22 protein-coding genes are annotated in these 23,456 nt (G+C 69.5%); all 22 read left to right on the plus strand.

Features of this window, described 5'->3' with window-relative positions:
• Positions 1-148: DALR anticodon-binding domain-containing protein (locus AB8Z36_RS01640; protein ID WP_369211384.1), on the plus strand; the 148-nt coding region annotated here is incomplete at its 5' end.
• Between the two features lie 52 nt (positions 149-200).
• Complete coding sequence (lysA, locus tag AB8Z36_RS01645; protein WP_369211357.1) at positions 201-1,592, plus strand: diaminopimelate decarboxylase; 1,392 nt, start codon at positions 201-203, stop codon at positions 1,590-1,592.
• 160 nt (positions 1,593-1,752) lie between these two features.
• A complete protein-coding gene (locus tag AB8Z36_RS01650) occupies positions 1,753-3,045 on the plus strand; it encodes a homoserine dehydrogenase (RefSeq protein WP_369211358.1) in 1,293 nt (430 codons plus the stop codon).
• Between the two features lie 6 nt (positions 3,046-3,051).
• Complete coding sequence (gene thrC / locus AB8Z36_RS01655; protein WP_369211359.1) at positions 3,052-4,110, plus strand: threonine synthase; 1,059 nt, start codon at positions 3,052-3,054, stop codon at positions 4,108-4,110.
• 244 nt (positions 4,111-4,354) lie between these two features.
• Positions 4,355-5,272, plus strand: a complete 918-nt coding sequence (thrB, locus tag AB8Z36_RS01660) for a homoserine kinase (RefSeq protein WP_369211360.1) — start codon at positions 4,355-4,357, stop codon at positions 5,270-5,272.
• Between the two features lie 397 nt (positions 5,273-5,669).
• The gene (gene rho, locus AB8Z36_RS01665) at positions 5,670-7,739 is read left to right on the plus strand and encodes a transcription termination factor Rho (RefSeq protein WP_369211361.1); all 2,070 of its coding nucleotides are present in this window, start codon (positions 5,670-5,672) and stop codon (positions 7,737-7,739) included.
• Positions 7,740-8,072: 333 nt separating this feature from the next.
• On the plus strand, positions 8,073-9,200 hold the full coding sequence (locus AB8Z36_RS01670) for an LCP family protein (protein WP_369211362.1): 1,128 nt from the start codon (positions 8,073-8,075) through the stop codon (positions 9,198-9,200).
• 165 nt (positions 9,201-9,365) lie between these two features.
• Positions 9,366-9,590, plus strand: a complete 225-nt coding sequence (gene rpmE, locus AB8Z36_RS01675; RefSeq protein WP_055696813.1) for a 50S ribosomal protein L31 — start codon at positions 9,366-9,368, stop codon at positions 9,588-9,590.
• 101 nt (positions 9,591-9,691) lie between these two features.
• Positions 9,692-10,768: a peptide chain release factor 1 gene (prfA, locus tag AB8Z36_RS01680; protein ID WP_369211363.1), complete on the plus strand. Its 1,077-nt coding sequence runs from the start codon at positions 9,692-9,694 to the stop codon at positions 10,766-10,768.
• A gap of 39 nt (positions 10,769-10,807) precedes the next feature.
• Positions 10,808-11,653 (plus strand): peptide chain release factor N(5)-glutamine methyltransferase, encoded by an 846-nt coding sequence (gene prmC, locus AB8Z36_RS01685; RefSeq protein ID WP_369211364.1) that lies wholly within the window; start codon positions 10,808-10,810, stop codon positions 11,651-11,653.
• 50 nt (positions 11,654-11,703) lie between these two features.
• Complete coding sequence (locus AB8Z36_RS01690) at positions 11,704-12,351, plus strand: L-threonylcarbamoyladenylate synthase (RefSeq protein ID WP_369211385.1); 648 nt, start codon at positions 11,704-11,706, stop codon at positions 12,349-12,351.
• On the plus strand, positions 12,348-13,001 hold the full coding sequence (locus AB8Z36_RS01695) for an arsenate reductase/protein-tyrosine-phosphatase family protein (RefSeq protein ID WP_062774034.1): 654 nt from the start codon (positions 12,348-12,350) through the stop codon (positions 12,999-13,001). Before AB8Z36_RS01690 ends, AB8Z36_RS01695 begins: the two co-directional genes overlap by 4 nt.
• Before the next feature lie 49 nt (positions 13,002-13,050).
• Positions 13,051-14,313, plus strand: coding sequence for a serine hydroxymethyltransferase (gene glyA, locus AB8Z36_RS01700; RefSeq protein ID WP_369211365.1), 1,263 nt, complete (start codon positions 13,051-13,053; stop codon positions 14,311-14,313).
• A gap of 130 nt (positions 14,314-14,443) precedes the next feature.
• Positions 14,444-15,739 (plus strand): MraY family glycosyltransferase, encoded by a 1,296-nt coding sequence (locus AB8Z36_RS01705; RefSeq protein ID WP_369211366.1) that lies wholly within the window; start codon positions 14,444-14,446, stop codon positions 15,737-15,739.
• Between the two features lie 261 nt (positions 15,740-16,000).
• Positions 16,001-16,450 (plus strand): hypothetical protein, encoded by a 450-nt coding sequence (locus tag AB8Z36_RS01710; protein WP_369211367.1) that lies wholly within the window; start codon positions 16,001-16,003, stop codon positions 16,448-16,450.
• A gap of 276 nt (positions 16,451-16,726) precedes the next feature.
• The gene (atpB, locus tag AB8Z36_RS01715; RefSeq protein ID WP_369211368.1) at positions 16,727-17,497 is read left to right on the plus strand and encodes a F0F1 ATP synthase subunit A; all 771 of its coding nucleotides are present in this window, start codon (positions 16,727-16,729) and stop codon (positions 17,495-17,497) included.
• 70 nt (positions 17,498-17,567) lie between these two features.
• On the plus strand, positions 17,568-17,813 hold the full coding sequence (atpE, locus tag AB8Z36_RS01720; RefSeq protein WP_016643250.1) for an ATP synthase F0 subunit C: 246 nt from the start codon (positions 17,568-17,570) through the stop codon (positions 17,811-17,813).
• A 41-nt stretch (positions 17,814-17,854) separates the two neighbouring features.
• Positions 17,855-18,409 carry a F0F1 ATP synthase subunit B gene (locus tag AB8Z36_RS01725; protein WP_062774043.1) on the plus strand — a complete coding sequence of 185 codons (555 nt, stop codon included), beginning with the start codon at positions 17,855-17,857 and terminating at the stop codon, positions 18,407-18,409.
• Positions 18,406-19,230, plus strand: a complete 825-nt coding sequence (locus AB8Z36_RS01730) for a F0F1 ATP synthase subunit delta (protein WP_369211369.1) — start codon at positions 18,406-18,408, stop codon at positions 19,228-19,230. The genes AB8Z36_RS01725 and AB8Z36_RS01730 overlap by 4 nt, the downstream gene beginning before the upstream one ends.
• Positions 19,231-19,343: 113 nt before the next feature.
• On the plus strand, positions 19,344-20,933 hold the full coding sequence (gene atpA, locus AB8Z36_RS01735) for a F0F1 ATP synthase subunit alpha (RefSeq protein ID WP_369211370.1): 1,590 nt from the start codon (positions 19,344-19,346) through the stop codon (positions 20,931-20,933).
• 21 nt (positions 20,934-20,954) lie between these two features.
• A complete protein-coding gene (locus AB8Z36_RS01740; protein ID WP_369211371.1) occupies positions 20,955-21,872 on the plus strand; it encodes a F0F1 ATP synthase subunit gamma in 918 nt (305 codons plus the stop codon).
• Positions 21,873-23,324, plus strand: coding sequence for a F0F1 ATP synthase subunit beta (atpD, locus tag AB8Z36_RS01745; RefSeq protein WP_369211372.1), 1,452 nt, complete (start codon positions 21,873-21,875; stop codon positions 23,322-23,324).
• The last annotated feature ends 132 nt before the right edge of the window (positions 23,325-23,456 follow it).

Genomic DNA, 23,456 nt, shown 5'->3' on the forward strand with positions numbered 1-23,456 from the left:
GCTCGCGTATCAGCACGTCGTCCTGGTGCGCGGGGAGGAGAAACCCTCGGCCGCCCACCGTGCCCGGCTCGCGCTCGCCGAAGCCGCCGGGGCGGTGCTCGCCGGTGGCCTGTCCCTGCTCGGCATCAGCGCACCCGAACRCCTGTGACGCCCCGACCCGTGAGGCGGGGGCACCCCGTGAGAGACGAGACACCCGAGTCATGAGCCGTTCCGCACACCCCGCAGGCCCCCGCCACGCCGACGTACTGCCCGAGGGGCACTACAGCGCGCCGCCCGCCGATCTCAACGTCCTCGACCCCAAGGTCTGGTCCCGTACGGTCGGGCGTACGGCGGAGGGGCGCGTCACCGTCGGCGGCATCGAAGTGACGCGGCTCGCCGAGGAGTTCGGCACGCCCGCGTACTTCCTGGACGAGGCGGACTTCCGCGCCCGGTGCCGGGCCTGGAGCGACGCCTTCGGCAGCGACGCCGATGTCTTCTACGCGGGCAAGGCCTTCCTCTCCCGGGCCGTCGTGCGGTGGCTGCACGAGGAGGGGCTGAACCTGGACGTGTGCAGCGGCGGGGAGCTCGCCACCGCCCTCGACGCCGGGATGCCCGCCGAGCGCATCGCCTTCCACGGGAACAACAAGACCGAGGACGAGATCCACCGCGCCGTCGAGGCCGGGGTCGGGCGGATCGTGCTCGACTCCTTCCAGGAGATCGTGCGGGTCTCGCACATCGCCGAGCGGCTCGGCAGGCGCCAGCGCGTGCAGATCCGCGTGACCGTGGGCGTCGAGGCGCACACCCACGAGTTCATCGCCACCGCGCACGAGGACCAGAAGTTCGGGATCGCGCTCGCCGGGGGGCAGGCCGCCGAGGCCGTGCGGCGGGCCCTCAAGCTGGACGGTCTGGAGCTCATCGGCATCCACTCGCACATCGGGTCGCAGATCTTCGACATGGCCGGTTTCGAGGTGTCCGCCCGGCGCGTCGTGCAGCTCCTCGCCGAGGTGCGGGACGAGCACGGCGTCGAGCTGCCCGAGATCGACCTCGGCGGCGGTCTCGGCATCGCGTACACCTCCGACGACGACCCCCGCGAGCCGCACGAGATCGCCAAGGCGCTGAACGAGATCGTCACGCGCGAGTGCGCCGCCGCCGACCTGCGGACCCCGCGCATCTCCGTGGAGCCGGGGCGCGCCATCGTCGGGCCCACCGCCTTCACGCTGTACGAGGTCGGCACCGTCAAGCCGCTCGAAGGGCTGCGCACCTACGTCTCCGTCGACGGCGGCATGTCCGACAACATCCGTACCGCGCTGTACGACGCCGAGTACACCGTCGCCCTGGTCTCCCGCTCCTCCGACGCCGAGCCCATGCTGGTGCGGGTGGTCGGCAAGCACTGCGAGAGCGGTGACATCGTCGTGCGGGACGCCTTCCTGCCGGCCGACCTCGCGCCGGGGGACCTGATCGCCGTGCCCGCCACCGGCGCGTACTGCCGCTCGATGGCGAGCAACTACAACCACGCTCTCCGCCCGCCGGTCGTCGCCGTGCGTGACGGGGCCGCCCGAGTGATCGTCCGGCGCGAGACGGAGGAGGATCTTCTCCGGCTCGACGTCGGGTGAAACGACGTCGGGTGACAATCGCGCCAACAACCTCCGACGGGCGCGCACCGCGCATCCGTCGGATGGTGAAATAAGTGTCTCAGAATCCGGACATTAGACTGAAACTCGATTCCGGTGGGTGAGACTGGTCCAGTCGTAGCTGTATGAGAAGTGAGGTCGGATGATGCGTACGCGTCCGCTGAAGGTGGCGCTGCTGGGCTGTGGGGTCGTCGGCTCAGAGGTGGCGCGCATCATGACGACGCACGCCGACGACCTCACAGCCAGGATCGGCGCCCCGGTGGAGCTCGCCGGGGTCGCCGTCCGGCGTCCCTCCAAGGTGCGCGAGGGAATCGATCCTTCGCTGGTCACCACCGACGCCACGGCGCTGGTCAAGCGCGGTGACATCGACGTCGTGGTCGAGGTCATCGGGGGGATCGAGCCCGCCCGTACGCTCATCACCACCGCCTTCGAGCACGGGGCCTCCGTCGTCTCCGCCAACAAGGCGCTCATCGCCCAGGACGGGGCCGCGCTGCACGCCGCCGCCGTCGAGCAGGGGCGGGACCTGTACTACGAGGCCGCCGTCGCCGGGGCCATCCCGCTCATCCGGCCGCTGCGCGAGTCGCTGGCCGGGGACAAGGTCAACCGCGTCCTCGGGATCGTGAACGGGACCACCAACTTCATCCTGGACGCCATGGACACGACGGGCGCCGGGTATCAGGAGGCCCTCGACGAGGCCACCGCGCTCGGGTACGCCGAGGCCGACCCGACCGCCGACGTCGAGGGCTTCGACGCCGCCGCGAAGGCCGCGATCCTCGCCGGAATCGCCTTCCACACGCGCGTGCGCCTCGACGACGTCTACCGCGAGGGCATGACCGAGGTGACCGCCGCCGACTTCGCCTCCGCGAAACGGATGGGCTGCACCATCAAGCTCCTTGCCATCTGCGAACGGGCGGCCGACGGCGGGTCCGTCACCGCGCGCGTGCACCCCGCGATGATTCCGCTCAGCCATCCGCTGGCGTCGGTGCGCGAGGCCTACAACGCCGTGTTCGTCGAGGCCGAGGCCGCCGGGCAGCTCATGTTCTACGGGCCCGGCGCCGGTGGCTCACCCACCGCGTCGGCCGTGCTCGGCGACCTCGTCGCCGTCTGCCGCAACAAGCTCGCCGAGTCCACCGGGCCCGGCGATTCCGCGTACACGCAGCTCCCCGTGGGTGCCATGGGCGAGGTCGTCACGCGCTATCACATCAGCCTCGACGTGGCCGACAAGCCGGGTGTGCTCGCCCAGGTCGCGACGGTCTTCGCCGAGCACGGCGTATCGATCGATACGGTCCGTCAGACGGGCAAGGACGGCGAGGCCTCCCTCGTCGTCGTCACCCATCGCGCGCCCGACGCCGCCCTCACCGGCACCGTCGACGCGCTGCGCAGACTCGACACCGTGCGTGGTGTCGCCAGCATCATGCGGGTTGAAGGGGAGTAGGCAGCAATGACCCACCAGTGGCGGGGAATCATCGAGGAGTACCGTGACCGGCTTCCGGTCTCGGCCACCACGCCGGTCGTGACGCTTCGCGAGGGCGGTACGCCGCTCGTGCCCGCGCAGGTGCTCTCCGAGCGCACCGGCTGCGAGGTCCACCTCAAGGTCGAGGGCGCCAACCCCACCGGGTCCTTCAAGGACCGCGGCATGACCATGGCCATCACCAAGGCCAAGGAGGAGGGCGCCAAGGCGGTCATCTGCGCCTCCACCGGCAACACGTCGGCCTCCGCCGCGGCCTACGCGGTACGGGCCGGGATGGTCTGCGCCGTCCTCGTCCCGCAGGGCAAGATCGCGCTCGGCAAGATGGGCCAGGCCCTCGTCTACGGCTCGAAGATCCTCCAGGTCGACGGCAACTTCGACGACTGCCTGAACCTGGCCCGCGCCCTCTCCGAGAACTACCCGGTGGCGCTGGTCAATTCGGTCAACCCGTTCCGCATCGAGGGCCAGAAGACCGCCTCGTTCGAGATCGTGGACGCCCTCGGCGACGCCCCCGACCTCCACGTCCTTCCCGTCGGCAACGCAGGCAACATCACCGCCTACTGGAAGGGCTACAAGGAGTACGCCGCCGACTCGGTGTCCACGCGCACCCCCCGGATGTGGGGCTTCCAGGCCTCCGGATCGGCGCCCATCGTGCGCGGCGAGGTCGTCAAGGACCCCTCGACGATCGCCACCGCGATTCGCATCGGCAACCCCGCGTCCTGGCAGCACGCGCTCGCCGCGCGCGACGAGTCCGGCGGCCTCATCGACGAGGTGACGGACCGTGAGATCCTGCGCGCCTACAAGCTGTTGGCCTCCCAGGAGGGCGTCTTCGTGGAGCCCGCCTCCGCCGCGTCGGTCGCCGGTCTGCTGAAGGCCGCCGAGCAGGGCAAGGTCGACAAGGGGCAGCGCATCGTCTGCACCGTGACCGGCAACGGCCTCAAGGACCCCGACTGGGCCGTCGCCGGTGCTCCGCAGCCGGTCACCGTCCCGGTCGACTCGGCCGCTGCCGCCGAACGCCTCGGCCTGGCGTAATCCGCACCGGGGTGGCACAGGGGGCACACGACACGCATCGTGCGCCTCCTGTGCGCCCTATGTCGCCACAGAACCTTCCTTCGATAGGCTGTACCGAACCCACCCCGCCGCATATGCCGCGGTGCCGCCGCTGTGCGGGTCGGGGCGCCGCCGTTGTGCGCGGCGTCCGGGTGTTCCGTACATGTGGCACGCAACAGAAGTACGCAGCCTCACAAACACGCAGCTCAAGGAGAGTCATCGAGCGATGGCCGGTCCCGCGTTCCGCGCCGCCGCCGTCCGGGTGCGCACCCCCGCCACCAGCGCCAACCTCGGTCCGGGCTTCGACGCCCTGGGCCTGTCGCTGGGTCTGTACGACGACGTGGTCGTTCGGGTGGCCGACTCCGGCTTGAACATCGACATCGCGGGGGAGGGCAGTGACACCCTTCCCCGCGACGAGTCCCACCTGCTCGTACGGTCCCTGCGCACCGCCTTCGACCTGCTGGGCGGCCAGCCGCGCGGCCTGGAGATCGTCTGCGCCAACCGCATCCCGCACGGCCGCGGCCTGGGCTCCTCGTCCGCCGCCATCTGCGCCGGCATCGTCGCCGCGCGCGCCGTGACGATAGGCGGCGAGGCCCGGCTCGACGACGCCGCGCTGCTCGAACTGGCCACCGAGATCGAGGGTCACCCCGACAACGTCGCCGCGTGTCTGCTCGGCGGCTTCACGCTGTCCTGGATGGACGGGGGAGCGGCCCGCGCGATCAGGATGGAACCGGCCAGTTCCATCGTTCCGGTGGTTTTCGTACCGGGAAAGCCCGTCCTGACCGAGACGGCGCGCGGGCTGCTCCCGCGCACCGTCCCGCACGTCGACGCGGCGACCAACGCGGGCCGGGCGGCCCTGCTCGTCGAGGCCCTCACCAGGCGCCCCGAGCTGCTGCTCCCCGCCACCGAGGACCGGCTGCACCAGGAGTACCGCGCCCCGGCCATGCCGGAGAGCACGGCCCTGGTGGAGCGGCTGCGCGCCGATGGCGTGCCCGCGGTGATCTCCGGCGCGGGCCCCACGGTCCTCGCGCTGGCCGATGAGAGTGCGGCCGACAAGGTCGCGCGTCTGGCGGGCGAGGGCTGGGCGGCCAACCGTCTGGCGCTCGACGCGGCGGGAGCGAGTGTGCTGCCGCTTGCGCCGTGACACGGGGAATACAGGGGATTCGGGGTGTCCCGATTCCGAGAGGGGGAATGTTTGTTGGATCCGGTAGTGTTAATCTCAAGTCTGCACCCGACCTCACCATGGCGAGGTGCTTTGTGTCCCCGTCCGGGACAACCATTCTTCCGGGAGCCTCCCAAACTGCTTCGTGCCCCGCGCTGAGCAGTCCTGAGCACGCTCCGGAACCGGCGTGACCGAGCCGGGTGACACGGCACTTCAGTGACACCGCACCGGGACTCGCCATCACCAATGAATTCTTCCGCCGCTTAGGCGGACCACCGCCCCGGCACGGTCCACAGCACACAGCAAGGACCGACCGCCGGACAGCACAACCGGTCGCCGAGCCAGACAGGCCGACGTCCGCTCCAGGGAAGGACCCTTCGTGAGCGACACCACCGATCTGATGGGCGTGACTGCCGACACGCCCGCCACGGACGCCTCCGCGGCGCCTGCCACCGGTGCTTCGGCCGGGTCCCGGCGGCGCCGCGGCACCGGCCTTGAGGGCATGGTGCTGGCGGAACTGCAGCAGGTCGCATCGGGCCTCGGTATCAGGGGCACCGGGCGCATGCGCAAGAGCCAGCTGATCGAGGTCATCAAGGAGGCGCAGGCCGGGGGCGGAGCCCCGGCGAAGAGCGCCGCCGCACCCGCCTCGGACGCCGCCACCGAGACCAAGCCCAAGCGCCGGGCCACCTCGAAGGCCCGTACGGGCGAGGACGCCGCGGAGAGCCCCGCCAAGGCGGGCAAGCCGGACAAGGCGGATGGCGGCAAGGCCGAGAAGGCCGCCGCCCAGCAGCAGATCGACATCCCCGGCCAGCCGGCCGGCGGCCCCGCCCGCGCGGGTGAGACCGAGCGCGGGGGCGACGAGCAGCCCGCGGGTGAGCGCCGCAGGCGCCGCGCGACGGCCGAGGCGGGCAGCCCCGAGACCGTCACCGCCGAGGCGAAGGGCGAGTCCAAGGCCGAGGCCAAGGGCGACACCGCCGAGGCCAGGAACGACAAGGGCGACAACGGCGGGGACGGTGCCGACGGCCGCCGCGACCGCCGGGACCGCCAGGGCCGCGGCCGGGACCGCGACCGCCGCGGCAACAAGGGCGACGACCAGCAGGGCGGCGGCCGCCAGGACCGTCAGGACCGTCAGCAGCAGGGCGGCGGGCGGCAGGACCGTCAGCGTGACAACGGCCCGCGGGCCGACGAGGACGGGGACGACTTCGAGGGCGGCCGCCGTGGCCGCCGTGGCCGCTACCGCGACCGCCGTGGCCGTCGCGGCCGCGACGAGCAGGGCTTCGGCAACGAGCCGCAGGTCTCCGAGGACGACGTCCTGATCCCCGTCGCGGGCATCCTGGACATCCTCGACAACTACGCGTTCATCCGTACGTCGGGCTACCTCCCCGGCCCCAACGACGTGTACGTCTCGCTGGCCCAGGTCCGCAAGAACGGCCTGCGCAAGGGCGACCACGTCACCGGCGCCGTCCGGCAGCCCAAGGACGGCGAGCGCCGCGAGAAGTTCAACGCGCTCGTGCGCCTGGACTCGGTCAACGGCATGGCGCCCGAATCCGGGCGCGGGCGGCCGGAGTTCAACAAGCTGACGCCGCTCTACCCGCAGGACAGGCTCCGTCTGGAGACCGACCCGGGTGTGCTCACCACCCGCATCATCGACCTCGTCGCGCCCATCGGTAAGGGCCAGCGCGGTCTGATCGTGGCCCCGCCGAAGACCGGCAAGACCATGATCATGCAGGCGATCGCCAACGCGATCACGCACAACAACCCCGAGTGCCACCTGATGGTCGTCCTGGTCGACGAGCGTCCGGAAGAGGTCACCGACATGCAGCGGTCGGTGAAGGGCGAGGTCATCTCCTCCACCTTCGACCGTCCCGCCGAGGACCACACCACGGTCGCCGAGCTCGCCATCGAGCGTGCCAAGCGCCTGGTGGAGCTGGGCCACGACGTCGTCGTGCTGCTCGACTCGATCACGCGTCTGGGCCGTGCGTACAACCTCGCCGCCCCGGCCTCGGGACGCATCCTGTCCGGTGGTGTCGACTCGACGGCCCTCTACCCGCCGAAGCGCTTCTTCGGTGCCGCGCGCAACATCGAGGACGGCGGCTCGCTGACCATCCTCGCGACCGCGCTCGTCGACACCGGCTCGCGCATGGACGAGGTCATCTTCGAGGAGTTCAAGGGCACCGGCAACGCCGAGCTCAAGCTCGACCGCAAGCTCGCCGACAAGCGCATCTTCCCGGCGGTGGACGTCGACGCGTCCGGCACCCGCAAGGAAGAGATCCTGCTCGGCAGCGACGAGCTCGCGATCACCTGGAAGCTGCGCCGGGTGCTGCACGCGCTCGACCAGCAGCAGGCGATCGAGCTGCTCCTGGACAAGATGAAGCAGACGAAGTCGAACGCCGAGTTCCTGCTCCAGATCCAGAAGACGACGCCGACGCCGGGCAACGGCAACGACTAGCCGTCGCCGCTCGTCCCGGCGACAGCGAGAAGGGGCCGTTCCCCGCACTCAGGTGCGGGGAACGGCCCCTTTTCGCGTGCACCGGGCACCGAGACCTTGGCCACACACCTAAGAGATTCTCACGGTCACGGGCAGTAGCCCGTATGGCGAAGAACGCGCAGGTGAAAGGCCGAAAACACGGGGTGACCGATACGTTCCGCGACCGGCGGACCCCGGGGCGCGCACAGGGGCCTGTGCAACCCTTCTTGCGGTTTCCACGTCTGACAGTTGACGAAAAGCCACGCCTGACCCTGAACACAGGGGGTAACCGACCGACGAGGACTTGAGGAGATCATGGCTGACGAGAGCACCCCCGCGGACCCGGCGGGCAGCGAGCCGGGACGTCGGCGTGGGGGCGGCGGCCGGCGCCGCAAGCCCCGTAAGCGCAGCAAGGCGCTCGTCGTCACGGCGTGGACCGCCGCCTCCGTGGTCGTCATCGGCGGCGTCGGCATCGGCTTCGTGTACTTCAAGCTCAACGGCAACATCAAGGGCGTCGACATCAACGCGGCCCTGGGCACCGACCGGCCCGTGGACATCGACAACGGCTCCCAGGACATCCTCGTCCTCGGCTCCGACTCGCGCTCGGGCGACAACGCCAAGTACGGCAAGGACGAGGGCGCGGCCCGCTCGGACACCGCGATGATCGTGCACGTCTACAAGGGCCACAAGAAGGCCAGCGTCGTCTCCATACCCCGCGACACCCTCATATCCAGGCCGGACTGCACGACCGACGACGGCAAGGACGCCCCGGGCGCGCAGCGGCAGATGTTCAACACCGCCTACGAGGTCGGTGGCCCCGCCTGCGCCGTCAAGACGGTCGAGAAGATGTCCGGCATCCGGATGGATCACTACGTAGAGGTCGATTTCTCGGGCTTCAAGAAGCTCATCGACACCCTCGGCGGCGTCGACATCACCACCAAGAAGGCGATCAGGGACAAGGACAGCCACCTGGACCTGGACGCCGGTACGCACACGCTCAACGGCGAGCAGGCCCTCGGCCTGGTCCGCACCCGGCACGGCGTCGGCGACGGCAGCGACCTCGGCCGCATCCAGCTCCAGCAGGCGTTCATCAAGGCCCTGCTCGACCAGGTCAAGGACGTCGGGGTGTTCAGCAACCCCAAAAAGCTGTACGACCTGGCGAACGACGCGACCAGCGCCATCACCACCGACTCCGACCTGAACGACGTCAGGAGCCTCGCGGGCTTCGCGGGCGGCCTCAAGGGCATCGGCGCGGGCGACATGAAGATGGTGACGCTGCCCATCCAGTACGACCCGGCCGACCCCAACCGCGTCCTGCCCCTCGAAGAGGCCGACCAGCAGGTCTGGGACGCGCTCAGGGCCGACAGGGCCATCCCGAAGTCCGCCACCAAGAAGTCCGCGGGCGACAAGGGCGACGCGGGCGACGTGGTCAGCAGCGACTAGGGCCGCTCGCCCGGATCAGGCCGGGCCACCGGCCCCGGAATAGATCGGGGCCGACCCTCGTTTTGGGAGATACGGCCTGTCCTGGCAGACTGGTACGTCGGCCCCGGTTCACGTACGAGCAATCCGCGCGTACGACCCGGTGCCCTCCCGAAACTAGGAGACACCTTGAAGCGCGACATCCACCCCGAGTACGTCGAGACGCAGGTCAGCTGCACCTGTGGCGCGTCGTTCACCACCCGCAGCACGATCTCCAGCGGCACCGTCCGTGCCGAGGTCTGCTCCGAGTGCCACCCGTTCTACACGGGCAAGCAGAAGATCCTCGACACCGGTGGCCGTGTGGCCCGCTTCGAGGCCCGCTTCGGCAAGGCTGCCGGCTCCGCCAAGAAGTAGCGAGCCACTGCGCCGGTCATCGGCCGCCCCTGCGAGGGGGTGGCCGGGACCGGCGCTTTTGCCGTCCCGCAGCCATCTCAGTAGAAAACCAGGAGCCCCCGATGTTCGAGGCGGTCGAGGAACTGATCGGCGAACACGCCGATCTCGAGAAGAAGCTCGCCGACCCTTCGGTCCACGCGGACCAGGCCAACGCGCGCAAGCTCAACAAGCGCTACGCCGAGCTGACGCCGATCGTCGCGACGTACCGCTCCTGGAAGCAGACCGGCGAGGACATCGAGACGGCCCGCGAGCTGGGCGCCGACGACCCCGACTTCGCCGCCGAGGTCAAGGACCTGGAGCGGCAGCGCGAGGAGATCACCGAGAAGCTGCGGCTGCTCCTCGTGCCCCGGGACCCGTCCGACGACAAGGACGTCATCCTGGAGGTCAAGGCGGGCGCGGGCGGCGACGAGTCCGCCCTGTTCGCGGGCGACCTGCTGCGCATGTACCTGCGGTACGCGGAGCGCGTCGGCTGGAAGACCGAGATCATCGACGCCACCGAGTCCGAGCTGGGCGGCTACAAGGACGTCCAGGTCGCCGTGAAGACCAAGGGCGGCCAGGGCGCCACCGAGCCCGGACAGGGCGTCTGGGCGCGCCTGAAGTACGAGGGCGGCGTGCACCGCGTGCAGCGTGTGCCGTCCACCGAGTCCCAGGGGCGCATCCACACCTCCGCGGCCGGTGTCCTCGTGACGCCCGAGGCCGAGGAGATCGACGTCGAGATCCACGCCAACGACCTGCGCATCGACGTGTACCGCTCCTCGGGCCCCGGCGGCCAGTCCGTCAACACGACCGACTCCGCGGTGCGCATCACGCACCTCCCGACCGGCGTCGTCGCCTCCTGCCAGAACGAGAAGAGCCAGCTCCAGAACAAGGAGCAGGCGATGCGCATCCTGCGCTCCAGGCTCCTCGCCGCGGCCCAGGAGGAAGCGGAGAGCAAGGCCGCCGACGCCCGCCGCAGCCAGGTCCGCACCGTCGACCGCTCCGAGAAGATCCGGACGTACAACTTCCCGGAGAACCGGATCTCGGACCACCGCGTCGGCTTCAAGGCGTACAACTTGGACCAGGTGCTCGACGGTGACCTCGACGCGGTCATCCAGGCCTGCGTGGACGCGGACTCCGCGGCCAAGCTCGCGGCGGCCTGACGCCCCCATCCCTCGTAGACGCCCCACCGGAGGACCAGCGTGAACCTGCTGCTCGCGGAAGTGGCCCAGGCCACCCAGCGGCTGGCCGACGCCGGCGTGCCCTCGCCGCGCAACGACGCCGAGGAGCTCGCCGCGTTCGTGCACGGCGTGAAGCGGGGCGAGCTGCACTCCGTCAAGGACACCGACTTCGACGCCCGCTACTGGGAGACGATCGCGCGCCGGGAGGCCCGTGAGCCGCTCCAGCACATCACCGGACGCGCCTACTTCCGGTACCTGGAGCTCCAGGTCGGCCCCGGCGTCTTCGTGCCGCGCCCGGAGACCGAGTCCGTCGTGGGGTGGGCGATAGACGCCGTCCGCGCCATGGACGTCGTCGAGCCGCTCATCGTCGACCTGTGCACCGGCTCCGGCGCGATCGCGCTCGCCCTCGCCCAGGAGGTGCCGCGCTCGCGCGTGCACGCCGTGGAGCTCTCCGAGGACGCCCTGCGCTGGACGCGGAAGAACGTCGAGGGGTCCAGGGTCAAGCTCTCCCAGGGCGACGCCCGCGAGGCGTTTCCCGAGCTGGACGGCCAGGTCGACCTGGTGGTCTCCAACCCGCCGTACATCCCGCTCACCGAGTGGGAGTACGTCGCCCCCGAGGCCCGCGACTACGACCCCGAGCTCGCCCTCTTCTCCGGCGAGGACGGCCTCGACCTGATCCGCGGCATCGAGCGCACCGCCCACCGTCTCCTGCGCCCCGGCGGCGTCGTCGTCATCGAGCACGCCGACACCCAGGGCGGCCAGGTCCCCTGGATCTTCACCGAGATGCGGGGCTGGGCCGACGCGGCCGACCACCCCGACCTCAACAACAGGCCACGCTTCGCCACCGCCCGCAAGGCGATGCCGTGACGACCGCGACCAAGACCAAGAAGCAGTACGCGTACGAGGAGGCCCGCTCAATGGCACGGCGATACGACACCAACGACGCGACCGACCGCACGACCGGTCTGCGCGAGGCCGCGTCCGCCGTCCGCCGTGGCGAGCTGGTCGTCCTGCCCACCGACACGGTCTACGGCATCGGCGCCGACGCCTTCAGCCCCGAGGCGTGCGCCGACCTGCTCGACGCCAAGGGCCGCGGCCGCAACATGCCGACGCCCGTCCTCATCGGCTCGCCGAACACCCTGCACGGCCTGGTCACCGACTTCTCCGAGATGGCCTGGGAGCTCGTCGACGCCTTCTGGCCCGGCGCCCTCACCCTCATCGCCAAGCAGCAGCCCTCGCTCCAGTGGGACCTCGGCGACACCCGCGGCACGGTCGCGATCCGGATGCCGCTGCACCCGGTCGCCATCGAGCTGCTCACCGAGTTCGGCCCCATGGCCGTCTCCTCCGCCAACCTCACCGGGCACCCCGCCCCCGAGGACTGCGACGCCGCGCAGGAGATGCTGGGCGACTCCGTCTCGGTGTACCTGGACGGCGGTCCGACCCCCGGCATCGTCCCCTCGTCCATCGTCGACGTCACCGGCAAGGTGCCGGTCCTGCTGCGCGCCGGCGCCCTCGACGCGGACGAGCTGCGCAAGGTGGTACCCGACCTCGAGGTGGCGAATTGACAGCCCCTGAGACGGGGCGTGGCATAGCGGGCTTCCCGGGCTCTGCGGGCGCCTTCCGCATCCTCCACGTCAGCACAGGCAACGTCTGCCGTTCGCCGATCACCGAGCGGCTGACCAGGCATGCCCTGGCCGACCGCCTCGGCGACCCGCTCACCGGCGGTCTGATCGTGGAGAGCGCGGGCACCTGGGGCCACGAGGGCGCCCCCATGGAGACCAACGCCGAGACGGTCCTCGCCGACTTCGGCGCGGACGCCAGCGGCTTCATGGGGCGCGAGCTCCTCGACGACCACGTCATCCGCGCCGACCTGGTGCTGACCGCGACCCGCGACCACCGGGCGCAGGTCATCTCCATGGGCCACTCGGCGGGGCTTCGCACCTTCACCCTGAAGGAGTTCACGCGCCTCGTACGGGCCATAGACCCCACGACCCTGCCGGAGCCCGACGGCAACGGCGTGGTCGAGCGCGCGAGGGCCCTGGTGCGGGCCGCCGCCGCGCTGCGCGGCTGGCTCCTCGCGCCGAGCGTGGAGGCGGACGAGGTGTACGACCCCTACGGAGCGCCCCTGCCGTTCTTCCGCTCGGTGGGCGACGAGATCAACCAGGCACTCGACCCCGTGGTGACGGCGCTGACCGGGGTGCCCGCGCACACGTAGCGGCCTACATTGGATCTGAGGTCACCCCTGCCAGGACCCGGAGCCCACGATGTCGCTCAGCACGGTCAGCACCGCACCCGCCGCCCGCGGGACGTCGTACACCGATCTCGACGCGCTGCGCCGACAGGACCCCGAGCTGGCCGAGATCCTCATCGCCGAGGCCGCCCGGCAGGCCGGTGCGCTCCAGCTCGTCGCCGCGGAGAACTTCACCTCGCCAGCCGTCCTCACCGCCCTCGGCTCGCCGCTCGCCAACAAGTACGCCGAGGGCTACCCCGGCGCGCGCCACCACGGCGGCTGCGAGCTGGTGGACATCGCCGAGCGCATCGCCGTCGAGCGCGCCAAGGCCCTCTTCGGCGCCGAGCACGCCAATGTGCAGGCCCACTCGGGTTCCTCCGCCGTCCTCGCCGCGTACGCCGCGCTGCTGCGGCCCGGCGACACCGTCCTCGCCATGGGACTGCCGTACGGCGGCCACCTCACCCACGGTTCGCCCGCGAACTTCTCCGGGCGCTGGTTCGACTTCGTGGGGTACGGCGTCGACGCGGAGGGTGGCCTCATCGACCCCGCCGAGGTGCGCGCCCTGGCCCGCGCCCACCGCCCCAAGGCGATCGTCTGCGGCTCGATCTCCTATCCCCGGCACCTGGACTACGCGGCCTTCCGCGAGATCGCCGACGACGTCGGGGCGTATCTCATCGCCGACGCGGCGCACCCCATGGGGCTGATCGCCGGGGGAGCGGCGCCGAGCCCGGTCCCGTACGCCGACGTGGTCTGCGCGACCACCCACAAGGTCCTGCGCGGCCCCAGAGGCGGCCTCCTGCTGTGCGGGGCGGACCTCGCCGAACGGATCGACCGGGCGGTCTTCCCGTTCACGCAGGGCGGCGCCCAGATGCATACGATCGCCGCCAAGGCCGTCGCGTTCGGGGAGGCGGCGACACCGGCGTTCACCGCGTACGCCCATCAGGTGGTGGCCAACGCCAGGACGCTGGCGGAGGGCCTCGCCGCCGCCGGGTTCCGGATCGCCACCGGAGGCACGGACACCCACCTCGTCCTCGTCGACCCGTCACCCCTGGGAGTGGGCGCGCGCGCCGCCCGCGGCATGCTCGCGGCGGCCGGAATCATCCTCGACACCTGCGTCCTGTCCGACGGCGACACCCGTGGCCTGCGGCTCGGCACCGCCGCCGTCACCACCCAGGGCATGGCGGGCCCGGAGATGGTGCGGCTCGCGGGCCTGCTGGCCGCCGGGGTGCGCGAGGAGCCGGGCGTGCGGGAAGAGGTGCGTGAACTGGTGGGACGATTTCCGCCGTATCCGGGATAGGAAGGGGCAGGCGCGTCGGGCACGGGCGGGTACTCGTGCAACCATCGTCGCTACCCGTAAGTCTTCCACCGTATGCGCGCAAAGCTAGGGTGTGGGGCTGAGATGGCCAGCGATACCTGTGGGGAAGCCCGTGCGTGAATATCTCCTGACGCTCTGCATCACGGCCGCGGTGACCTATCTGCTGACCGGGCCGGTGCGGAAGTTCGCGATCGTGGCCGGCGCCATGCCGGAGATCCGCGCCCGCGACGTGCACAGGGAGCCCACGCCCCGGCTCGGCGGCATCGCGATGTTCTTCGGACTCTGCGCGGGCCTGCTGGTCGCCGACCACCTGCCGAACCTGAACGCGGTCTTCGAGAACTCCAACGAGCCGCGCGCCCTGCTCTCCGGGGCGGCGCTGATCTGGCTGATCGGGGTCCTGGACGACAAGTTCGAGATCGACGCCCTGATCAAGCTCGGCGGCCAGATGATCGCCGCGGGCGTCATGGTCATGCAGGGCCTGACGATCCTGTGGATCCCGGTCCCCGGCGTGGGCACGGTGTCGCTCACCTCCGGCCAGGGCACGCTGCTCACGGTGGCGCTCGTGGTGATCACCATCAACGCCGTCAACTTCGTGGACGGCCTCGACGGTCTCGCCGCGGGCATGGTGTGCATCGCGTCGGCGGCGTCCTTCATGTACGCCTACCGGATCTGGTACGGCTACGGCATCGAGGCCGCCGCGCCCGCGACGCTCTTCGCCGCCATCCTCATGGGCATGTGCCTGGGCTTCCTGCCGCACAACATGCACCCCGCCAGGATCTTCATGGGCGACTCCGGGTCGATGCTGATCGGCCTGATCCTCGCGGCGGGCGCGATCTCCGTCACGGGCCAGGTGGACCCCGCGGCGATGAAGCTGAACTTCGGCACGGGACGCGATGCCACGCACGCGATGCTGCCGGTCTTCATCCCGCTCCTGATGCCGCTGACGATCATCGCGATCCCCTTCGCCGACCTGGTCCTCGCGATCGTGCGGCGCACCTGGAACGGCAAGTCGCCGTTCGCCGCCGACCGCGGCCACCTGCACCACCGGCTCCTGGAGATCGGGCACTCGCACAGCCGCGCGGTGCTCATCATGTACTTCTGGTCGGCGCTCATCGCCTTCGGCACCGTCGCGTACTCGGTGCACTCCACGAGCGTGTGGATCCTCTTCGTGATCGTCGCGCTGAGCGCGCTCGGCCTGGTGCTCCTGCTGCTGCCGCGCTTCACGCCGCGCACCCCGCGGTGGGCGGAGGCGTTCGTGCCGCCGCGTTACCGCCGTCGCCGCACGACCGCCGAACAGGGCGCCGCCGGTGCGACGTACGAGACGGGTGAGGGCGAACGGTACGGAGCGACCGCCATCGGTGCCCGCTCGCGCTTCCAGGATCGGGGAGAGGCCCGTTCATCGCGTTGACGCGGGGCATCAAACCGGCCCATTACCAGACAACTTGCCCCGCGAAGTGCACAACCGCGCGGATTACTTCTCATGTGTGACAGCGAGCACACCCAGCAGGTAAAGACCTCATCAAATAGTTTGTGATACCGTTCACGAAAGCCCGGGATAGAGCCGAAGGACCGTAGTGCGACGGTCCGTCCGGCCCGAGTGTCATCTCGATCCGGGTCTACGCTCGTCCATGACGACACCCTGCCCCCATCAGTAAGCGGAGCTGCCGCCATGCCGTCTCAAGACACCCGAACTCTCCTTCAGTCCGCTGTGCCCACAGCCGCCGTCGGTGCGATCGTCGCCGTCGTCAGCGGTGTGGTCGCGGGCGGCAAGGGAGCGCTCGGCGCTGTCATCGGCGCGGTGGTCGTGATCGCCTTCATGGGGCTCGGCATGGTCGTCCTGCAACGGACCGCGAAATCGCTTCCGCACCTGTTCCAGGCGATGGGCATGATGCTCTACGTCGCCCAACTGCTGCTGCTGCTCATCTTCATGGGCCTGTTCAAGGACACCACGCTCTTCAACCCCCGGGCCTTCGCCGCCGCACTGGTGGCGGGAACCGTGGTGTGGATGGCCGCTCAAGCCCGCGCACACATGAAAGCCAAGATCCTTTACGTCGAACCCGACTCCGAAAGCGACTCCTCGAAGAAGGACAAGCCGGAGAAGTCGGGGTCCTCGACGTGAAGGGTAGGGCCGGGATAAATAGCCGTTCGAGATGCTGCTATCGTCCGGTGCCAACTGCGGCACTGCGGGCGCGGGCATCTGAGCTGACGCCTGCACGATCGCGAGGCTCGATGCCTGAACGCCGCTCACACTTCCGAAACACCAGTCCGGTGCCGACCCGCGGCTGCGCGCCGCGCCGACACGACAACGAGGTTGCCGTACCTATGCGTCACGCCGAAGGAGCCCGCGGTGAGTCCTGACCAAACTGAGCTCGCCTTTGACTGGAGCTGTCGGATCATGTCCGACAACGGCTGTGGCTTCCCGGCTCCGGGCCTGCACTCGTTCCTCTTCAAGCCGATGTTCACCGTCGGCGGGTTCGAGTTCAACAAGGTGATGATGCTCGCCCTGTTGACCACGCTCGTCGTCGTCACCTTCTTCTACCTCGCCTTCGGCAAGGCCAAGGTGATTCCGGGCAAGCTCCAGATGATGGGTGAGGCGGGTTACGACTTCGTACGCCGCGGCATCGTCTACGAGACCCTCGGCAAGAAGGACGGCGAGAAGTACGTCCCCCTCATGGTCTCGCTGTTCTTCTTCATCTGGATCATGAACATCTGGTCCGTGATCCCGCTGACCCAGTTCCCGGTCTCCTCGATCATCGCCTACCCGGCGGTTCTCGCGGCCGTCGTGTACCTGATCTGGGTCCCGCTCACCTTCAAGAAGCACGGCTTCGTCGGTGGCTGGAAGAACGTCACGGGTTACGACAACTCCCTCGGCCCGATCAAGTGGCTGGTGTCGTTCATCGAGTTCTTCTCGAACCTGCTCGTGCGTCCCTTCACGCACGCGGTGCGACTCTTCGCCAACATGTTCGCCGGTCACCTGATGCTGGTGATGTTCACCGTCGCCTCCTGGTACCTGCTGAACAGCTGGCTGATCCCGGCCGCCGGTGTCTCCTTCGTGATGACCATCGGCATGGTCCTCTTCGAGCTTTTCGTGCAGGCCGTCCAGGCGTACGTCTTCGTGCTCCTCGCCTGCTCGTACATCCAGGGCGCTCTCGCCGAGCACCACTGAGCCCCTCAGATACCCCTAAGCGCCCGGTGGCCAACCCCCACCGGTCCATGAAAGAGAAGGAAGTAACGGCATGTCCGCGACTCTCGAGCTCGCCGCCCTCCAGGGTGACATCAAGGCCCTCGGCTCCATCGGCTACGGCCTCGCGGCCATCGGCCCCGGCATCGGTGTTGGCATCGTCTTCGGTAAGGGCACCGAGGCTCTCGCCCGTCAGCCCGAAGCTGCCGGCCTGATCCGTGCCAACCAGATCCTCGGTTTCGCCTTCTGTGAGGCGCTCGCCCTCATCGGCATCGTCATGCCGTTCGTCTACGGCTCCTGATCGCCCGAGACGATTAGCCCCGTTCGACGAAAGGCAATGATGTGATCGCCAACCTGGTACAGCTGGCGGCCGAGCACGCGGAGGAGCAGAACCCGCTCATCCCGCCGGGTCCCGAGCTGCTCGTCGGCGCCATCGCCTTCGCCATCGTCTTCTTCTTCTTCTGGAAGAAGCTCCTCCCGAACATCAACAAGGTTCTGGAAGAGCGCCGGGAGGCGATCGAAGGCGGTATCGAGAAGGCCGAGGCCGCTCAGACCGAGGCCCAGAGCGTTCTTGAGCAGTACAAGGCTCAGCTCGCCGAGGCCCGGCACGAGGCCGCGCGTCTGCGCCAGGAGGCGCAGGAGCAGGGCGCCCAGCTCATCGCCGAGATGCGGGCCGAGGGCCAGCGTCAGCGCGAGGAGATCGTCGCCGCCGGTCACGCGCAGATCGAGGCCGACCGCAAGGCCGCCGCGCAGTCGCTGCGTCAGGACGTGGGCCAGCTGGCCACCGACCTGGCCGGCAAGCTCGTCGGTGAGTCCCTTGAGGACCACGCCCGCCAGAGCCGCACCATCGACCGCTTCCTCGACGAGCTCGAGGAGAAGGCCGAGGCGGCTCGATGACAGCGCACGGAGCTAGCCGCGAGGCCCTGGCCGCCGCGCGCGAGCGCCTCGACGCGCTGACGGACAACACCGCGGTCGACGCCACGCGTCTCGCGGACGAGCTCGCCGCGGTCACCGCGCTGTTCGGCCGTGAGGTCTCGCTGCGTCGGGTCCTGACCGACCCGGCGCAGTCCGGCGAGGCCAAGGCCGCGCTGGCCGGGCGCCTGCTGACCGGCAAGGTGGGCGGCGAGACCGCCGACCTGGTGGCCGGCATGGTGCGCTCGCGCTGGTCGCAGTCGCGCGACCTGGTGGACGCCCTGGAGGAGCTCGCCAACCTCGCCGACCTGACCGGCGCGCAGAAGGCCGGCGTGCTGGACGACGTCGAGGACGAGCTCTTCCGGTTCGGCCGGATCGTCGCGTCCAGCACCGAGCTGCGGTCGGCGCTGACGGACCGCGCCGCCACCGGCACGGCCAAGAGCGAGCTGCTGCGCAGTCTGCTCGGCGGTCGCGCGCAGTCCGTGACGGAGCGGCTCGTCGAGCGCCTTGTGACCGCGCCGCGTGGACGTAGCCTGGAGGAGGGCCTCGAATCCCTCTCCAAGCTGGCCGCGGACCGCCGCAACCGCATGGTCGCCGTCGTCACTTCCGCCGTTCCGCTCTCGGACCAGCAGAAGCAGCGTCTCGGCGCCGTCCTGGCCAAGGTGTACGGACGCCCGATGCACCTGAACCTCGACGTGGACCCCGGGGTCCTCGGCGGGATCACGGTGCAGGTGGGCGACGAGGTCATCAACGGCAGCATCGCGGACCGCATCGAGGAAGCCGGCCGCCGCGTGGCCGGCAAGTAAGCAAAGAAGAGCATGACCTACGGCCCTAGTTGGGCCGTGCAGAGGATTCCTGGGGGCTGACCCCAGACCCCCCAAGAAAACTTCGGGCCCAACAAGGAGAGCAGGGAACCCAGATGGCGGAGCTCACGATCCGGCCGGAGGAGATCCGGGACGCGCTGGAGAACTTTGTCCAGGCGTACAAGCCGGACGCGGCCTCGCGCGAGGAGGTCGGTACGGTCACCCTTGCCGGCGACGGCATCGCGAAGGTCGAGGGCCTGCCCTCGGCCATGGCCAACGAGCTGCTGAAGTTCGAGGACGGCACGCTCGGTCTCGCGCTGAACCTGGAAGAGCGCGAGATCGGTTCGATCGTCCTCGGCGAGTTCAGCGGCATCGAGGAGGGCCAGTCGGTCAGCCGTACCGGCGAGGTGCTGTCGGTCGCGGTGGGCGAGGGTTACCTCGGCCGCGTCGTCGACCCGCTCGGCAACCCGATCGACGGCCTCGGCGAGATCGAGACCAGCGGACGTCGCGCCCTTGAGCTGCAGGCCCCCACGGTCATGCAGCGCAAGTCGGTGCACGAGCCGATGGAGACCGGCTACAAGGCCGTCGACGCGATGACCCCGATCGGCCGTGGCCAGCGTCAGCTGATCATCGGTGACCGCCAGACGGGCAAGACCGCCCTGGCCGTCGACACGATCATCAACCAGCGCGACAACTGGCGCTCGGGCGACGTGAACAAGCAGGTGCGCTGCATCTACGTCGCCATCGGTCAGAAGGGCTCCACCATCGCCTCCGTGCGCGGTGCCCTCGAAGAGGCCGGCGCCCTGGAGTACACGACCATCGTCGCCGCCCCGGCGTCCGACCCGGCGGGCTTCAAGTACCTCGCGCCCTACACCGGTTCGGCCATCGGCCAGCAGTGGATGTACGAGGGCAAGCACGTCCTCATCATCTTCGACGACCTCTCGAAGCAGGCCGACGCCTACCGCGCCGTGTCCCTGCTGCTCCGCCGTCCGCCGGGGCGCGAGGCCTACCCCGGTGACGTCTTCTACCTGCACTCGCGTCTGCTCGAGCGCTGCGCCAAGCTCTCGGACGAGCTGGGCAAGGGCTCGATGACCGGTCTGCCGATCGTCGAGACCAAGGCGAACGACGTCTCGGCGTTCATTCCGACCAACGTCATCTCCATCACCGACGGCCAGTGCTTCCTGGAGTCGGACCTCTTCAACGCCGGTCAGCGCCCCGCGCTGAACGTCGGTATCTCCGTCTCCCGAGTCGGTGGTTCCGCGCAGCACAAGGCGATGAAGCAGGTCTCCGGACGCCTCCGTGTGGACCTCGCCCAGTTCCGTGAGCTGGAGGCGTTCGCCGCCTTCGGTTCCGACCTGGACGCCGCGTCCAAGGCCCAGCTCGAGCGCGGCCAGCGCATGGTCGAGCTGCTCAAGCAGCCGCAGTACGAGCCGATGGCGACCGAGGACCAGGTCGTCTCCGTGTGGGCCGGTACCACCGGTCGCATGGACGAGGTGCCGGTCAACGACATCCGCCGCTTCGAGCGCGAGCTCCTTGAGTTCCTGCACCGCAAGGAGCAGGGCCTCATGACCTCCATCAAGGAGGGCGGCAAGATGTCGGACGACACGCTCCAGGCCATCGGCGACGCCATCGCGGAGTTCAAGAAGCAGTTCGAGACCTCGGACGGGAAGCTTCTCGGCGAGGACGCTCCGGCCGCCGCCAAGTGACGTAAGGAAGGGACCTGACTCATGGGAGCCCAGCTCCGGGTCTACAAGCGTCGCATCCGATCCGTCACCGCGACCAAGAAGATCACCAAGGCGATGGAGATGATCGCCGCCTCGCGCGTCGTCAAGGCGCAGCGCAAGGTGGCGGCCTCCACGCCGTACGCGACCGAGCTCACCCGCGCGGTCACGGCGGTCGGCACTGGCTCGAACACGAAGCACCCGCTGACGACCGAGGCGGAGACGGCGACCCGTTCCGCGGTTCTGCTCCTCACGAGCGACCGCGGTCTGGCCGGCGCCTTCAACTCGAACGCCATCAAGGCCGCGGAGCAGCTCACCGCGCGCCTTGAGGCCGAGGGCAAGCAGGTCGACACGTACATCGTCGGCCGCCGTGGTCTGGCCCACTACAACTTCCGCGAGCGCAAGGTCGTGGAATCGTGGTCGGGCTTCACCGACGAGCCCACGTACGCGGACGCCAAGAAGGTCGCGGGCCCGCTGATCGAGGCGATCGAGAAGGAGACGGCTGAGGGCGGCGTGGACGAACTCCACATCGTCTACACCGAGTTCGTCTCGATGATGACGCAGACGGCCACCGACGGCCGCCTGCTGCCGCTCAGTCTCGAAGAGGTAGCCGAGGAGTCGTCCAGCAAGGGCGAGATCCTTCCGCTGTACGACTTCGAGCCGTCGGCGGAGGACGTCCTCGACGCCCTGCTGCCGCGCTACGTCGAGAGCCGTATCTACAACGCGATGCTCCAGTCGGCTGCCTCCAAGCACGCCGCCACGCGCCGCGCGATGAAGTCGGCGACCGACAACGCCGGGGACCTGATCAACAGCCTCTCCCGGCTTGCCAACGCGGCCCGCCAGGCCGAAATCACCCAGGAAATCAGCGAGATCGTCGGCGGCACAGCAGCGCTGGCCGACGCGACCGCGGGGAGTGACAAGTAAGTGACGACGACTACCGAGAATGCAGCGACGGCCGTTGCCACGGGCCGCGTCGCCCGGGTCATCGGCCCGGTCGTCGACGTGGAGTTCCCCGTCGACGCGATGCCGGAGATCTACAACGCTCTCCACGTCCAGGTCGACGACCCGTCGACCGAGGGCGCGAAGAAGACGCTGACCCTCGAGGTCGCCCAGCACCTGGGTGACGGCGTGGTCCGCTCCATCTCGATGCAGCCCACCGACGGCCTGGTCCGCCAGGCTCCGGTCACCGACACCGGCAAGGGCATCGCGGTGCCGGTCGGCGACGTGACCAAGGGCCGTGTGTTCAACACCCTCGGCGAGGTCCTGAACGACGACCCGTCGACGGTCGCCGACGCCGAGCGCTGGACGATCCACCGCAAGGCCCCGGCCTTCGACCAGCTCGAGTCCAAGACCGAGATGTTCGAGACCGGCCTGAAGGTCGTCGACCTCCTCACCCCGTACGTCAAGGGTGGAAAGATCGGTCTGTTCGGTGGTGCCGGTGTCGGCAAGACCGTTCTGATCCAGGAAATGATCGTCCGTGTGGCCAAGCTGCACGACGGTGTCTCCGTCTTCGCCGGTGTCGGCGAGCGCACCCGTGAGGGCAACGACCTCATGGTCGAGATGGAGGAGGCCGGCGTTCTGGACAAGACCGCGCTGGTCTTCGGCCAGATGGACGAGCCGCCGGGCACGCGTCTGCGCGTCGCCCTGGCCGGTCTGACCATGGCGGAGTACTTCCGCGATGTGCAGAAGCAGGACGTGCTGTTCTTCATCGACAACATCTTCCGCTTCACGCAGGCCGGTTCCGAGGTCTCGACCCTGCTCGGCCGCATGCCCTCCGCGGTGGGTTACCAGCCGAACCTGGCCGACGAGATGGGTCTCCTCCAGGAGCGCATCACCTCGACCCGTGGTCACTCGATCACCTCGATGCAGGCGATCTACGTCCCCGCGGACGACCTGACCGACCCGGCCCCGGCCACCACCTTCGCCCACCTCGACGCGACGACGGTGCTCTCCCGTCCGATCTCGGAGAAGGGCATCTACCCGGCCGTGGACCCGCTGGACTCCACGTCCCGCATCCTGGACCCGCGCTACATCGCGCAGGACCACTACGACGCCGCCATGCGCGTCAAGACGATCCTGCAGAAGTACAAGGACCTCCAGGACATCATCGCGATCCTCGGTATCGACGAGCTCGGCGAAGAGGACAAGCTCGTCGTCGCCCGTGCCCGCCGCGTGGAGCGCTTCCTGTCGCAGAACACCCACGCCGCCAAGCAGTTCACCGGTGTGGACGGTTCGGACGTGTCCCTCGACGAGTCGATCGCGGCGTTCAACGCGATCTGCGACGGCGAGTACGACCACTTCCCCGAGCAGGCCTTCTTCATGTGCGGTGGTCTTGAGGACCTCAAGAAGAACGCCAAGGAGCTCGGCGTCTCCTGAGCTGTTCAGCTCTTCAGGAGAGGGGCGGGGAGCACCCCGTGCGGGGGCCGTGTCCCGCCCCTCTCCGTACGCCCACTAGAATTTGACCCAACACCCGGCTGAACCGGCCGGGTGGTGACCCGAGGAGCCACC

The organism is Streptomyces flavofungini (assembly GCF_041028215.1).
Classification (GTDB): domain Bacteria; phylum Actinomycetota; class Actinomycetes; order Streptomycetales; family Streptomycetaceae; genus Streptomyces; species Streptomyces flavofungini_B.